The 13509-nt window shown below is 27.8% G+C and carries 13 protein-coding genes; 11 read left to right on the top strand and 2 right to left on the bottom strand.

What is annotated here, in order from left to right; genetic code table 11:
• Nucleotides 1–11: 11 nt before the first annotated feature.
• From AC4FQW_RS00390 to AC4FQW_RS00420, 7 genes are all read left to right on the top strand, one after another.
• Nucleotides 12–443 carry a GlcG/HbpS family heme-binding protein gene (locus AC4FQW_RS00390; protein ID WP_491146755.1) on the top strand — a complete coding sequence of 144 codons (432 nt, stop codon included), beginning with the start codon at nucleotides 12–14 and terminating at the stop codon, nucleotides 441–443.
• A 44-nt stretch (nucleotides 444–487) separates the two neighbouring features.
• Nucleotides 488–1645, top strand: coding sequence for a 1,3-propanediol dehydrogenase (gene dhaT, locus AC4FQW_RS00395; RefSeq protein WP_303128397.1), 1158 nt, complete (start codon nucleotides 488–490; stop codon nucleotides 1643–1645).
• Between the two features lie 89 nt (nucleotides 1646–1734).
• Nucleotides 1735–2445 (top strand): MIP/aquaporin family protein, encoded by a 711-nt coding sequence (locus tag AC4FQW_RS00400; RefSeq protein ID WP_303128398.1) that lies wholly within the window; start codon nucleotides 1735–1737, stop codon nucleotides 2443–2445.
• Nucleotides 2446–2587: 142 nt separating this feature from the next.
• Nucleotides 2588–2977, top strand: coding sequence for a DUF1292 domain-containing protein (locus AC4FQW_RS00405; RefSeq protein WP_491146756.1), 390 nt, complete (start codon nucleotides 2588–2590; stop codon nucleotides 2975–2977).
• Nucleotides 2978–3097: 120 nt separating this feature from the next.
• Nucleotides 3098–3919, top strand: a complete 822-nt coding sequence (locus AC4FQW_RS00410; RefSeq protein ID WP_303128400.1) for a PHP domain-containing protein — start codon at nucleotides 3098–3100, stop codon at nucleotides 3917–3919.
• A gap of 15 nt (nucleotides 3920–3934) precedes the next feature.
• Nucleotides 3935–5125 (top strand): pyridoxal phosphate-dependent aminotransferase, encoded by a 1191-nt coding sequence (locus tag AC4FQW_RS00415; RefSeq protein WP_491146757.1) that lies wholly within the window; start codon nucleotides 3935–3937, stop codon nucleotides 5123–5125.
• A 123-nt stretch (nucleotides 5126–5248) separates the two neighbouring features.
• Nucleotides 5249–5887, top strand: a complete 639-nt coding sequence (locus AC4FQW_RS00420) for an HAD-IB family hydrolase (RefSeq protein WP_491146758.1) — start codon at nucleotides 5249–5251, stop codon at nucleotides 5885–5887.
• Between the two features lie 43 nt (nucleotides 5888–5930).
• Here AC4FQW_RS00420 and AC4FQW_RS00425 read toward each other — a convergent pair whose 3' ends face one another.
• Nucleotides 5931–7571, bottom strand: a complete 1641-nt coding sequence (locus AC4FQW_RS00425; protein ID WP_303128404.1) for a putative manganese-dependent inorganic diphosphatase — start codon at nucleotides 7569–7571, stop codon at nucleotides 5931–5933.
• 153 nt (nucleotides 7572–7724) lie between these two features.
• On the opposite strand from AC4FQW_RS00425, the gene AC4FQW_RS00430 reads away from it, so the two are divergent.
• Both AC4FQW_RS00430 and AC4FQW_RS00435 read left to right on the top strand, forming a co-directional pair.
• A complete protein-coding gene (locus tag AC4FQW_RS00430; RefSeq protein WP_491146759.1) occupies nucleotides 7725–10280 on the top strand; it encodes a calcium-translocating P-type ATPase, PMCA-type in 2556 nt (851 codons plus the stop codon).
• A 92-nt stretch (nucleotides 10281–10372) separates the two neighbouring features.
• Entirely contained in the window at nucleotides 10373–10663 is a 291-nt protein-coding gene (locus AC4FQW_RS00435) for a Dabb family protein (RefSeq protein ID WP_303128407.1), read from the top strand.
• 32 nt (nucleotides 10664–10695) lie between these two features.
• On the opposite strand, the gene AC4FQW_RS00440 is transcribed toward AC4FQW_RS00435, so the two are convergent.
• A complete protein-coding gene (locus tag AC4FQW_RS00440; protein WP_303128408.1) occupies nucleotides 10696–11109 on the bottom strand; it encodes a hypothetical protein in 414 nt (137 codons plus the stop codon).
• 320 nt (nucleotides 11110–11429) lie between these two features.
• Here AC4FQW_RS00440 and AC4FQW_RS00445 point away from each other — a divergent pair, with 320 nt between their 5' ends.
• Both AC4FQW_RS00445 and AC4FQW_RS00450 read left to right on the top strand, forming a co-directional pair.
• Nucleotides 11430–12398 carry a DUF4003 family protein gene (locus AC4FQW_RS00445; protein WP_491146760.1) on the top strand — a complete coding sequence of 323 codons (969 nt, stop codon included), beginning with the start codon at nucleotides 11430–11432 and terminating at the stop codon, nucleotides 12396–12398.
• A gap of 3 nt (nucleotides 12399–12401) precedes the next feature.
• Nucleotides 12402–13457 carry a DNA polymerase IV gene (locus AC4FQW_RS00450; RefSeq protein ID WP_491146761.1) on the top strand — a complete coding sequence of 352 codons (1056 nt, stop codon included), beginning with the start codon at nucleotides 12402–12404 and terminating at the stop codon, nucleotides 13455–13457.
• Nucleotides 13458–13509 lie beyond the last annotated feature (52 nt).

A 13509-nucleotide genomic window follows, 5' to 3' on the forward strand; every position in this document is an offset into this window, starting at 1 on the left:
TATTGATTACTATGAAAAAGTTAAATGAAGTTAAAGAGTTAAGTTTAGAAATAGTAAAGGAAATGGCAAAAGCAGCTGAAGCAAAAGCAACTGAAATGAATGTTCCAGTTATATTTGCTGCAGTAGATAAGGGTGCAAACTTAATGTTAATGCACAGAATGGAAGATGCATTCATAACAAGCATTGATATAGCTATAAATAAAGCTTATACAGCAGCTTGTTTAAAACAAGGAAGTCATGAAATTGCAGATGTTGTAAAACCAGGAGATAGCCTTTACGGATTACAACTTACAAACAATCAAAGAATCGTACCATTTGGTGGTGGATTCCCAATAATAGTTGATGGACAAGTTGTTGGAGCAGTTGGAGTAAGTGGTGGAACTGTCGAAGAAGATATGGCCATTGCACAAGCTGCAGTTGATGCTTTTAGTAAAGAATATTAATATTTTAAAATTAATATATAAACAAATCTAGGAGGAATTTAAAGATGAGAATGTACGATTATTTAGTACCAAGCGTAAACTTTATGGGAGCTAACTCAATAACAGTAGTTGGTGAAAGATGTAAAATATTAGGTGGAAAGAAAGCTTTAATAGTTACAGATAAATTTTTAAGAGGATTAAAAGGTGGAGCAGTTGAATTAACTGAAAAATACCTAAGAGAAGCAGGAATAGAAGTTGCTTATTACGATGGAGTTGAACCAAATCCAAAGGATACAAACGTTAAAGATGGATTAAAAATATTCCAAGATGAAAAGTGTGATATGATAGTTACAGTTGGTGGAGGAAGCTCACATGACTGTGGTAAAGGTATCGGTATAGCAGCAACTCATGAAGGAGATCTTTATGACTATGCAGGAATTGAAACATTAACAAATGCACTTCCTCCAATAGTTGCAGTTAATACAACAGCAGGAACAGCTAGTGAAGTTACAAGACACTGTGTTATAACTAACACAAAAACAAAAGTTAAGTTCGTTATCGTAAGCTGGAGAAACTTACCATTAGTTTCAATCAATGACCCAATGTTAATGGTTGGTAAGCCAGCAGGACTTACAGCTGCAACAGGAATGGATGCATTAACTCATGCTGTAGAAGCATATGTATCAAAGGATGCTAATCCTGTAACAGATGCTGCTGCAATCCAAGCTATAAAATTAATATCAAATAACTTAAGACAAGCAGTTGCTTTAGGAGAAAACTTAGTAGCTAGAGAAAACATGGCTTACGGTTCATTATTAGCTGGTATGGCATTTAATAATGCTAACTTAGGATATGTACATGCTATGGCTCACCAATTAGGTGGATTATATGATATGCCTCACGGTGTAGCAAATGCAATGCTTTTACCACACGTTGAAAAATATAACTTAATTTCAAACCCTCAAAAATTCGCTGATATAGCTGAATTCATGGGAGAAAATATTGAAGGATTATCAGTAATGGATGCTGCACAAAAAGCAATAGATGCTATGTTCAAGCTTTCAACTGATATCGGAATTCCAGCTAGATTAAGAGATATGGGAATAAAAGAAGAAGATTTCGAATACATGGCTGAAATGGCTTTAAAAGATGGAAATGCTTTCTCAAACCCAAGAAAAGGAAATAAGCAAGATATAATCAATATCTTTAAAGCTGCATACTAATTATAAGTTATAACATAAAGCCCCTTTAGCTTTAATAAATAAAGGGGCTATTTTAATGACATAATTTATTACAACAGGAGGAGTTTTTAATGAATTTAGGAACATTTATGGCTGAACTTATAGGAACTGCTATATTAGTATTATTAGGTGATGGAGTAGTTGCAAACGTTGTTTTAAAGAAATCTAAAGGTTTTAATTCAGGATGGATGGTTATTGCATCAGGTTGGGCGTTTGCTGTTGCTGTTCCAGTATTTATGTTTGGAACTATAAGTGGAGCACATTTTAATCCAGCAGTAACTTTAGCTTTAGCTGTTACTGGTAACTTTGCTTGGAGTCAAGTGCCAATGTATATATTAGCTCAATTTATAGGAGCCTTTATAGGAGCTACATTAGTTCTATTATCATACTATAATCATTTTGAGGCTACAGAAGATAAAGCTACAAAACTTGGAGTATTTTGTACAGCTCCAGAAATAAGAAATCCAAAGTGGAATTTTATAACTGAATTTATAGGTACATTTTTATTAATGTTTGGAATATTAGGTATATCATCAAGTCCTTTTGTTGATGGGCTTCAACCTTTAGCTATAGGAATACTTATATGGGCTATAGGATTATGTTTAGGAGGTCCAACAGGATACGCAATAAATCCTATAAGAGATTTTGGACCAAGATTAGCTCATTTTATATTACCTGTACCAGGTAAGGGTGGATCAGATTGGAAGTATGCTTGGATACCAGTTGTAGCACCTATATTAGGAGCTATAGTATCTGCTATAGTATATGGAATTATATTTTAAAGTGGTTTTTTAAACCACTTTTTTTATAGTATATATTATACAAATAGAAAAGTTTTAAATTTAGCTTTTATTTTAACTTAAATAAGGTTACAATTAAAATATAATGTTAAGTAATGTATCTTAATTATAAGGAGGAATGAAAATGGATAAAGAATTAAATAAATGCGGATGTGGAAATCACAATCATGAAGGAGAACATGAGTGTTGTGGAGGACATCATCACGATGAAAACCATGAATGTTGTGGAGGACACGGACATCACCATGAGTATGGAGAAGGATGTGGATGTGGAGAAGACCATCACGATCATTTTGTAGTAGATTTAGTAGATGATGAAGGAAATACAGTATCATGTCCAATTATAGATGCTTTTCAATTTGAAGAAAATGAATATGTTTTAGCTAAAAATATGGATGATGATTCAGTATATTTATTTAGAGTTTCAGAAGAAAATGAAGAACTAATAGTACCTGATGAAGCTGAGTTTGATAAAGTTAGAGCTTATTATGAGGAAGTATTAGCAGAAGACTAATATTAAAAGATAGAGTGGTATTTTGCCACTCTTTTTTTGAAATATTTATAAGATTTTATTAATTTACATATAAATTTAAAAGTGGTATAGTCATTATATAGATAAGGATGGTGTAATTATATGAAGTACGCAGATTTACATTTACATTCCACCTTTTCTGATGGCAAACTAACACCAGAACAAATATTAGAAGTATCTAAAAACAATGGAGTTAAGTATATTTCTATAACAGATCATGATTCTATTGATTCACAATATATAACTAGAGGAAATAATGATGGAATTAATGTTATACCTGGTATAGAGTTTAGTAGTGAAATATATGAATTTGAAATTCATATATTAGGATATTTTATAGATATAGATAATAAAAATTTAAATGATGTAGTAAATAATTTAAAAAAATCTAGAATAAAAAGAGCAAAAAGTATAATAGATAAACTTGAAAATGAAGGAATATATTTAAATATTGATGATATTATAAAAGATAATTTATCTATTGGAAGAGCTCATATTGCAAATGAAATTGTTAAAAAGGGATATGAGGAGAATTTTAAAGGGGCGTTTTTAAAATATCTTTTAAAAGGAAAGCCGGCATATGTTTCAGGTGAAAAATTAAATTATAAAGATGCTATTAAGGTTATAAAAGAGGCTGGTGGAATAGCAGTTTTAGCACATCCAGGCAAAATATATAAAAGTATGGCAGTAGAAAAAATTATAAAAGAATTAAAATGTTATGGATTAAATGGAATCGAAGTTTACCATCCAAGTCATTCAAAGGATCAAGTAAATTTATTTTATAATTTAAGTAAAAAATATAAGTTATCCATAACAGGTGGAAGTGATTTTCACGGAGGATATAATAAAGAAATTTGCATAGGCTATGAAGGTATAGATGAAAATTTATTAAATAAGTTAATTAATAATAAAGGCAATAAGTAGAAAAGGGGAAGTTAAATGAAATTATCACAAAGAGCAAAAGGAATTTCAGCATCAATAACTTTAGAAATTACAGCAAAGGCTAAAGAATTAAAAGAAGGTGGTGTTGATGTAATTAGTTTTGGAGTTGGAGAGCCAGATTTTAATACTCCAGAAAATATATTAAAAGCAGCTAATTGTGCTATGATAGAAGGAAAGACTAAATATACAGAAGTTGCTGGAGTAAAAAATCTTAGAGAAGAGATATGTAAAAAACTAAAAAAAGAAAATAATTTAGATTATAAAATAGATCAAATAATAGTAAGTAATGGAGCAAAACAATGTTTGGCAAATGCTTTTATGGCGATATTAAATCCAGGAGATGAGGTTATAGTACCAATGCCTTATTGGGTTAGTTATCCAGAACTTATTAAGCTTTCAGGTGGTGTTCCTGTTTTAGTAAATACTAACGAAAACAATAGTTATAAATATACTGAAAATTGCCTAAAAGAAGTTTTAACAGATAAAACAAAAGCTTTAATTATAAATAGTCCTAATAATCCAAGTGGTGCTGTTTATTCTAAAGAAGAACTATTAGAAATTGCAAAATTTGCAGAAGAAAATGATTTGATAATAATATCAGATGAAATATATGAGAAGTTAATATATGATGGAGAAAAGCATATAAGTATAGCTTCTCTTTCAGAATATGCGTATGAAAATACAATAGTAATAAATGGACTTTCAAAATCATCAGCTATGACTGGATGGAGAGTTGGATATGCTGCTTCAAATAGAGAAGTTATTAAGCATATGGTTAGTATACAAAGTCATATGACATCAAACATTAATTCAATAACACAATATGCTTCTATAGAAGCTCTTAAAAATTCTTTAGAATCAGTTGAGGAAATGGTTAAAGAGTTTGATAAGAGAAGATTATATATGGTTGAGAGATTAAATAAAATAAAAGGAATAGATTATATAATACCAAAAGGTGCGTTTTATATAATGGTAAATGTATCAAGTACTTATGGAAAAGAAGTTAATGGAGAAAAGATAACTGATTCTATTAGTTTTTCAAGAGAATTGCTTAAAGAGAAGAGTGTTGCAGTAGTTCCTGGAATTGCATTTGGACTTGATAAATATATAAGACTTTCATATGCAACTTCAATAGAAAATATTAAAGAAGGATTAGACAGAATAGAAGGTTTTATTAATTCTCTATAAATATTTGAAAATGATTAGCTTTAAAAATTGAAAGCTAATCATTTTTTATAAATTTTATTTTTTAATTAAATAAGTTTAATAAATAGTATATAATATATATAGAAAAAATATTTGGAGGAACATATGGTAAAGCTAGGAATATTCGATGTTGATTTTACAATAACAAAAAAAGAAACATTAATGCAATTTTTTAAATATATGATACATAAGGATAAGAAAAATATTAAATTTCTTCCAAGAGCAATATTTTCAGGTATTATGTATGGTATAGGAATATATGATGAAAAGAAAGTTAAAGAAACTTTTCTTAAATTTATAGATGGTATAGACGAAAAGGAATTATCATATATAGTTAAAGAGTTTTATAGTGACGTACTTAGCAATATATTGTATGAAGATGCTATAAAAATGATGAGAGAATTAAAATCAAAAGGTTATAAAATTTATTTAATATCAGCATCACCAGAATTTTATTTAAATGAGTTTTATAGTTTCAAAGAGGTAGACAAGATTATTGGAACTAAGTTTAAATTTAAAGATGGAAAATTCATAAGAGAGATGGACGGATATAATTGTAAGGGTGAAGAAAAAGTTAGAAGATTAATGGAAGAATTAAAGAAAGATAATATAGAAGTTGATTTTAAAGATTCATATATGTTTTCTGATTCTTTATCAGATAAACCTCTTTTAGATTTAGTCGGACATCCATATCTTATAAATTTTAAGAAAAAGAATAATATAGAAATACTTAAATGGAAATAAGAGAAAAAAATAAAGCCATGCTAAAAATAGCATGGTTTTATTTTTATGAATTTATTATTGAATTTGTAAGTGGTGGTATTACTTGTTTCTTTCTTGAAAGAACTCCTGGTAAAAATGCCATAGAATCTTTAAGTTCTACTTTAAATGCTTTTTCAACTATTTCAGGTTGTTTTCCTGCAACAAGTATTTGTGATCCTTCAGTTAATATGTCAGTTAATAATAACATAAGCATATCAAATCCGCCTTCTTCAGCTTTTTTGCTCATGTATGATAACATATCATCTTTTAAAGGCATAAATCCTTCAATATCCATTGTATTAACTTGAGCTACACCAATTTTAGTATCTCCAATAGTAAATGGTTTGAAGTCTTGGTTGAATATTTGTTCAACTGTTTTACCTTGTAGTGAAGTACCGGCTTTAAACATTTCTTTTGCAAATTCTTCTAAATTTATTCCTGCTATTTCAGCAAGTTTATTACAAATATATTTATCTTGTTCTGTGCAAGTTGGGCTTCTGAATAATAATGTATCAGAAATTATAGCACCACATAATAATCCAGCAATTTCTCTTGATGGTCTTATTCCATTTTCAAAATAACATTTAGCAACTATAGAAGATGTACTTCCTATAGGCTCGTTTCTGAAGAATATAGGGTTACTTGTTTGGATATCAGCAACTCTATGGTGGTCTATTATTTCAAGAACATCTGCTTCTTCAAGACCAGGTACTGATTGACCTCTTTCGTTATGGTCAACTTGAATAACCTTTTTCTTGAAGTTTGAGATTAAGTGGTATCTTGAAATAGTACCAATAACTTTTCCTTCAGAATCAACTACAGGATAGCTTCTATATCTAGTTTCAAGCATTGTTTCTTTAACATCTTCAACTAAATCATCAGTAGAGAAGGATACGATATCATCTTTAACCATAACGTATCTTACTGGGATACTTTGAATTATAAGTCTTGAAGCTGTAAATGAATCATGTGGAGTAGAAATAACTGTTATTCCAGCTTCTTTAGCTTTAGCTAAAAGTTCATCACTTAATGAACTTGATCCTATTAAAATCATTAAAGAAACTTTTTCGTTAATTACTTCTTCATGAATTTCAGGTCTATCGCCAACAATTACTATATCACCTTCATCTACATGTTCTTTCATTGAATTTGGTTGCATAGCAGCAACGCAGATTTTACCTGGAAATACTTTAACATTTTCATTTATGTATAAAGCTTTTGCAGATAAAGTATCAATTATATTATCAATACTTGTCTCGCTCTTGCTTAATATTTTGTTATCCCATATGTCCATGTAAGAAGATGTAAGGTTTGAAATTGATAATAAACCTATAAGGTGGTCTTTATGGTCACCTACAGGAATAGATTTAATATTTTTATCTCTCATTATATTCCAAGCCATTTTTAAAGATATATCAGGTGATATAGGGCTGATATTATCTATTTTTAAATCTTCAACTTTTAATTTAACTGTCTCTAAAAATTCAGGTGCTTCAACATTAAAATAGTCTAAAATAAATTGAGTTTCTCTACTAACATTTCCAAGTCTTACAGGAATAGCTGGAATATTACCAGTTTTATTTTTAAGCTCTGCGTAAGAGATGGCAGCACATATTGAATCTGAATCTGGATTTTTGTGTCCAGTAACATATACTACGTTCTTCAAAGACATTACCTCCTTTATCTTATGAATTTACAGTATAATTGTACGACCTAAATAACAAAAAGTAAAGCAGTAACTTTAATTAAAACTTTTCATAAGTTAATAAATTTTAAATATATATATATAAGAATGCTTAAATAAGGAGGAATTCTTAAGGTGATACAGGAACAAAATATAATTCCAGGGCTTACAACAAAAGAAGCAGAGAAGCGAATTAAAAACTTTGGATTAAATGAATTAGAACAAAAAGGTAAATCATCTCCTATAAAAATATTATTATCTCAATTTAATGATTTTATGGTTTGGGTTCTTATAGGTGCAACTATTATATCAGGCTTTATGGGAGATACGGCAGATGCAATAACAATACTTATTATAGTTATAGTTAATGCATTACTTGGATTTTTTCAAGAATTTAAAACTGAAAAATCCTTAGAAGCTTTAAAAGATATGGCGGCACCTACTTGTAAAGTTTATAGAGATGGAAGAATAAAGGTTATTAATTCTAAATATTTAACAATAGGTGACATAGTTATATTAGAATCTGGTGATAGAATACCAGCAGATGGAGAATTTTTAGAAGCTTCTGGAATAGTAGTTGATGAATCTTTGCTAACAGGAGAATCAGTAGGAATTAATAAAGATTGTAACAAAGGAAATAATTTAGGATTTATGGGAACAAATGTTTTAAAAGGAAAAGGACTTTTTAAGGTAGTAGAAATTGGAATGAAGACAGAGATGGGTAAAATAGCAAATCTGCTACAAAATATAGAAGAAGATAAATCACCTCTTAAAGAAAAGCTAGATTCGCTAGGTAAAATATTAGTAGTTATTTGTTTAGCTATATGTATAATAGTTACTGTACTTGGAATTATAAGAGGAAATGAAGTTAGAGAAATGTTCTTACTTGGAGTTTCATTAGCTGTAGCTGCAATACCAGAAGGACTTGCAGCAATAGTTACTGTTGCTTTAGCGCTTGGTGTATCTAAAATGCTTAAAAGAAATGCCCTTGTTAGAAAACTACCAGCTGTTGAAACATTAGGTTGTACGTCTGTAATATGTTCTGATAAAACAGGAACTCTTACTCAAAATAAAATGACAGTAAAAGAAGTATATTTAAATGGAAAAATAATCGAATTAGAAAAAGAAGATATAAATAATGTTAGAGGTATATTAAAGTTAAAATCTGCATTAGTACATTGTAACGATTGTCAGATTGATAAAAAGAGTAAAAAAATAGATAGAGCATTATTTGGAGATCCAACAGAAACAGCATTAGTTAGAATGTTCTTTAAAAATGTAGATGATTTAAAAAATTTTACTAAGGATGTAAAAAGAGTGTTTGATATTCCCTTTGATTCAACTAGAAAAATGATGTCTGTAATAGTTGAGGAAAATGGAAAAGAAATATGTTATGTAAAAGGTGCTCCAGAGAGAATATTAGAAAAGAGTAATTATATATATGAAGATGGAATAGTAAAACCACTTACTTATCAAAGAAAGAAGATGATTACTAATTCAATTGAAGCTATGTCTTCTAGAGCTTTAAGATGTATTGCAGCAGCTTATAAAGCTGATAATTTAATGAAAAGTGAAAAACTTGAAAGTGATTTAATCTTTATAGGACTTGCTGGAAGCATAGATCCCCCAAGAAGTGAAGCAAGAGATGCTGTATTAAAATGTAAGCTTGCAGGAATAAAACCAGTAATGATTACAGGTGACCATCAAAAAACAGCTTTTGCTATAGCAAAATCTTTAAACATATGCAAAAATGAAAGTCAAGTGTTAACTGGAGAGGATTTAGAAAAAATGACTGATAGAGAGCTCTACAGCAAAATAGATTCAGTTAGAGTATTTGCAAGAGTATCTCCAAGTCATAAGCTTAGAATAGTTAAGGCATTTAAATCGAAAGGAAATATTGTTGCAATGACAGGTGATGGGGTAAATGATGCTCCAGCCATAAAAGAAGCTGATATTGGTATTTCTATGGGACTTTCAGGAACTGATGTTACTAAAGAGGCTTCATCAATGATACTTATGGATGATAATTTTAGTACTATAGTTGCTGCTGTTGAAGAAGGACGAAATATATATGATAATATTAGAAAATTTATAAGATATCTTTTATCATGTAATTTAGGTGAAGTTTTAACAATGTTTTTAGCAACAATATTTATGTTGCCAAATCCTCTTACACCAATTCAAATTTTATTTGTAAATTTAGCGACTGATGGACTTCCAGCTATTGCGCTTGGTGTAGATCCAGCAGATAGTGATATAATGAGACAACAGCCTAGGGAAAAGAAAGAGAGTGTATTTGCAAGAGGACTTACAGAAAAGATAATTATAAGAGGAACCCTTATAGGTGTTTGTACACTTTTAGCTTTTATGATTGGAAGATTTTATAGAATGGATCTTGAAACTTGTAGAACAATAGCACTTTCAACTTTGATAATGTCACAGTTATTTCATGTATTTGAGTGTAGATCAGAGAGACATTCAATATTTGAGATAAAATTATTTACAAATCCATATTTAGTTGGAGCGGTTTTAGTATCAGTAATAATGTTACTTTCAATTTTATATGTACCATTTTTAAGCTCTATATTCCATACAGTACCACTTATGCTTAATCATTGGATGATAGTATTAGTATTCTCTGGAGTAATAGCATTTATAAATAGTGTTTATTTATATATTAAATCAAAATAATTAAAATTATAAAATTAAATTTAAGAGTATTTTTTAGAAAAATTATTTATTTTAAATTTATTTTATAAGATAATTATTAAGAGGTGATATTTATGATTAAACATATAGTTATGTGGAACTTAAAAGAAGAAAATAGAATGAAAAATGCAAAGAAGTTAAAAGTATTATTAGAAGATTTAAAAAAAGATATAAAAGAAATAAACGAAATTGAAGTCGGAATAAATTTGAATAATAGTAATGCTAGTATGGATGTAATTTTATATTCAGTATTTAACAATTTAGATGATTTAGATATTTATCAAAATCATCCAAAGCATTTAAAGGTTAAAGAATTCGTTAAAGAAATTGCAACAGATAGAAAAGTTGTAGATTATGAAATATAAATAATAAAAGCTACGTTTATACGTAGCTTTTATTATCTTTGTCTCATTCTTGAAGCTGTTTGTCTAGCTTTTTTTATTTGAGAATGATCTATTGGTATTAAATCTTTCTTTGTAGTTAGATTTAAGATATTTTGAACTTGAAGAATTTCTGAGTCTTTCTTTCCTTTAACGCCTTTAAGTCCCATAATCATTACTTTATGACCTTTATTTAATTGAATAAAGTCAGGTTCTTTAAACCATCTACTTTTCTTATATCTACATTTAATAGCAGCTCTACCTACTTCAGGTTTGATTATCATATCAACAATTAATTTATGAAAAATAATATAATTTTTCTTTTCAGTTTTAACTGAAATTACAGTACCAGAAGCACTTGTTATTCTATCTCCATATTTTTCAAAGTAAGAGTCTCTAAAATATTTATCAAATTTATCTCTTAATCCCATAAACAAATTCTCCTTTTTAAATATAAGTCCGTGTCAATTGGATAAATCCATTATAACAAGTAGTATTATAACATAAATGAAAAATTAATAAAATAAAAAGTTAGTATAAGAAAATACCGTAAATATAAATATGTTTAATTAAAAATAAAGCTATTTATATTTTATTAAATTAACTTCTAGAAGTTAATTTAATAACTTTTAGTCATATTAATGACATAAAAATATAGTATAATTAAATTGATTTTAATTAATAATTAAAAGATTATTATGAATTTTAATGTATAATATATTTGTTATTAAGAAATGGGGATGGTTAAATAATGAATAATATTTTATACTCTATTACAAATAAGGTTATTGAAAATTATAAATTAGTAAAGCATAAATTAAGATTTGATGGAGAATATATAAATCATTTTGCATCATTAATATTTGCAGAGGATTATAATATTGATATAGATAAAATAAAAGAAATAAGAAAGTATATAAAAACAAATACAAATAAAATGTCAAGCTTTAGAGGCGATATGTTATATATGATATCAATACTCATAAGTAAAGAGGAAAATTATAAAGAGTTTTCAGACAAAGTAATAAATATAAATGATATATTAGAAGAAAATGATTTTAAAGAAAATGATTTTTTAGTATTATCAGCTTATACAATAGCAAAACATATAGAATTTAATAACATCGATAGCACAATAAAAGATATGAAAATAATTTATAATTCTTTAAAAGAAAATTATAAAGGATTTACTGATGAGGAAGATTATTTAGTGTGTGCTCTTCTTGCAATAAAAAACAATAAAAATAAAGGTGAAGCCAAAAATATTCATGAATATATAGATAGTATGTTCAAACATCTTTTAGATTTAGAGCACTATTCTAAAAATGATCTTCAAGGAATTGCAAGTAGTATAGTTTTAAATGATAAAGCCTCAGCACCCTATGAAATTAAAGCATTAATAAATGCATTTAATAAAAATAATATGAAAATTAGTGATGAAGTACTACCTTTAATTGGAATTATTGAAAGGGAAGAAAATATAAATAGTTATTTAGAAAAAATAAATGAAGTAAATCAGTATTTATGTGATGAAGATGGGGAATATGCTTTTTATATGGATAAAACATTTAGAACTTTAATTTCTATAGTTATAGTAGAGTTTTATGAGTTATTTAAAAATTCAACGAAAAATGAATTTTTAAATGAATTAATATGTTTTTCAGTATATTCATTTCTTGTTAGTAAAAAACAAGGGATTTTTGAGGAGGTTTTAGCCTAGTAAATGGAGCTTTATGAAAATATAATACTTCATGTTGATATGGATGCGTTTTTTGCATCAGTTGAACAAATTGATAATAAAAAGTTAATAGGAAAACCTGTAATAGTAGGTGGAGTTAGTGAAAGAGGAGTTGTATCTACATGCTCTTATGAAGCAAGAAAATATGGTGTTCACTCAGCAATGCCTTTGTTTATAGCAAGGCAACTATGCCCTACAGGAGTATTTTTAAATGTAAGACATTCAAGGTACAAAGAAATATCAAGAAGAGTCTTTGAAATATTTAGAGAAGTTACAAATTTAGTTGAACCATTATCAATAGATGAAGCTTACTTAGATTTGATGAGTGGTACTATAGAAAAAGGAGAAAATGTAGCAAGATATATAAAAGAAAGGGTTTATAAGGAATTAGGATTAACTTTATCTATAGGAATTTCTTATAATAAATTTTTAGCTAAACTTGCATCAGATTGGAATAAACCAAATGGAATAAAGATAATAAGTAAGGATATGGTGCCAGAAGTTTTATTTCCTTTATCAATATCTAAAATATATGGGCTTGGGAGTAAGTCTGTAAGTAAACTTAACAATATGGGATTTTTTAAAGTTGAAGATTTATATCCTCTTTCTAAAGAATTTTTATTTGAATATTTAGGAAAGCAAGGTGTAGAAGTATTTTATAGAATAAGAGGGATTGATAAGAGAAAAGTAACTATAATTAGAGATAGGAAATCTATTGGAAAAGAAAGAACTCTTAAAAGAGATACTAAAGATAAAAAAGAACTTATTAAATATTTGGAGTTTTTTTCAAGAAATATATCAGACATACTTATAAAAGAAGATAAATTTATAAAAACTGTTACTTTAAAATATAAAACTAGTTCCTTTAAAAATCATACAAGAAGTAAAACATTAAAAGATTACATTAGAAGTTTTGATGATATATTTAAAATAGCAAAAGAAATTTTAATAGAAGAGAGTCTTAAAGAAGATATAAGATTAATAGGGCTTAGTGTATCTTACTTTAAAGAAAGTTTAGAAGAACAAATATCATTATTTTAGTGTGCTTTTTTTAAAATGATATATTATTGACAATATTGTCGAAAAAGTTCTA

The sequence above is a fragment of the Clostridium sp. TJA085 genome, assembly GCF_058310235.1.

Excerpts from the sequence above, each read along its gene's own strand:
- AC4FQW_RS00390 (WP_491146755.1), top strand. The coding sequence starts at position 12 with ATGAAAAAGTTAAATGAAGTTAAAGAGTTAAGTTTAGAAATAGTAAAG.
- dhaT (WP_303128397.1), top strand. The coding sequence starts at position 488 with ATGAGAATGTACGATTATTTAGTACCAAGCGTAAACTTTATGGGAGCT.
- AC4FQW_RS00400 (WP_303128398.1), top strand. The coding sequence starts at position 1,735 with ATGAATTTAGGAACATTTATGGCTGAACTTATAGGAACTGCTATATTA.
- AC4FQW_RS00405 (WP_491146756.1), top strand. The coding sequence starts at position 2,588 with ATGGATAAAGAATTAAATAAATGCGGATGTGGAAATCACAATCATGAA.
- AC4FQW_RS00410 (WP_303128400.1), top strand. The coding sequence starts at position 3,098 with ATGAAGTACGCAGATTTACATTTACATTCCACCTTTTCTGATGGCAAA.
- AC4FQW_RS00415 (WP_491146757.1), top strand. The coding sequence starts at position 3,935 with ATGAAATTATCACAAAGAGCAAAAGGAATTTCAGCATCAATAACTTTA.
- AC4FQW_RS00420 (WP_491146758.1), top strand. The coding sequence starts at position 5,249 with ATGGTAAAGCTAGGAATATTCGATGTTGATTTTACAATAACAAAAAAA.
- AC4FQW_RS00435 (WP_303128407.1), top strand. The coding sequence starts at position 10,373 with ATGATTAAACATATAGTTATGTGGAACTTAAAAGAAGAAAATAGAATG.
- AC4FQW_RS00440 (WP_303128408.1), bottom strand. The coding sequence starts at position 11,109 with ATGGGATTAAGAGATAAATTTGATAAATATTTTAGAGACTCTTACTTT.
- AC4FQW_RS00445 (WP_491146760.1), top strand. The coding sequence starts at position 11,430 with ATGAATAATATTTTATACTCTATTACAAATAAGGTTATTGAAAATTAT.
- AC4FQW_RS00450 (WP_491146761.1), top strand. The coding sequence starts at position 12,402 with ATGGAGCTTTATGAAAATATAATACTTCATGTTGATATGGATGCGTTT.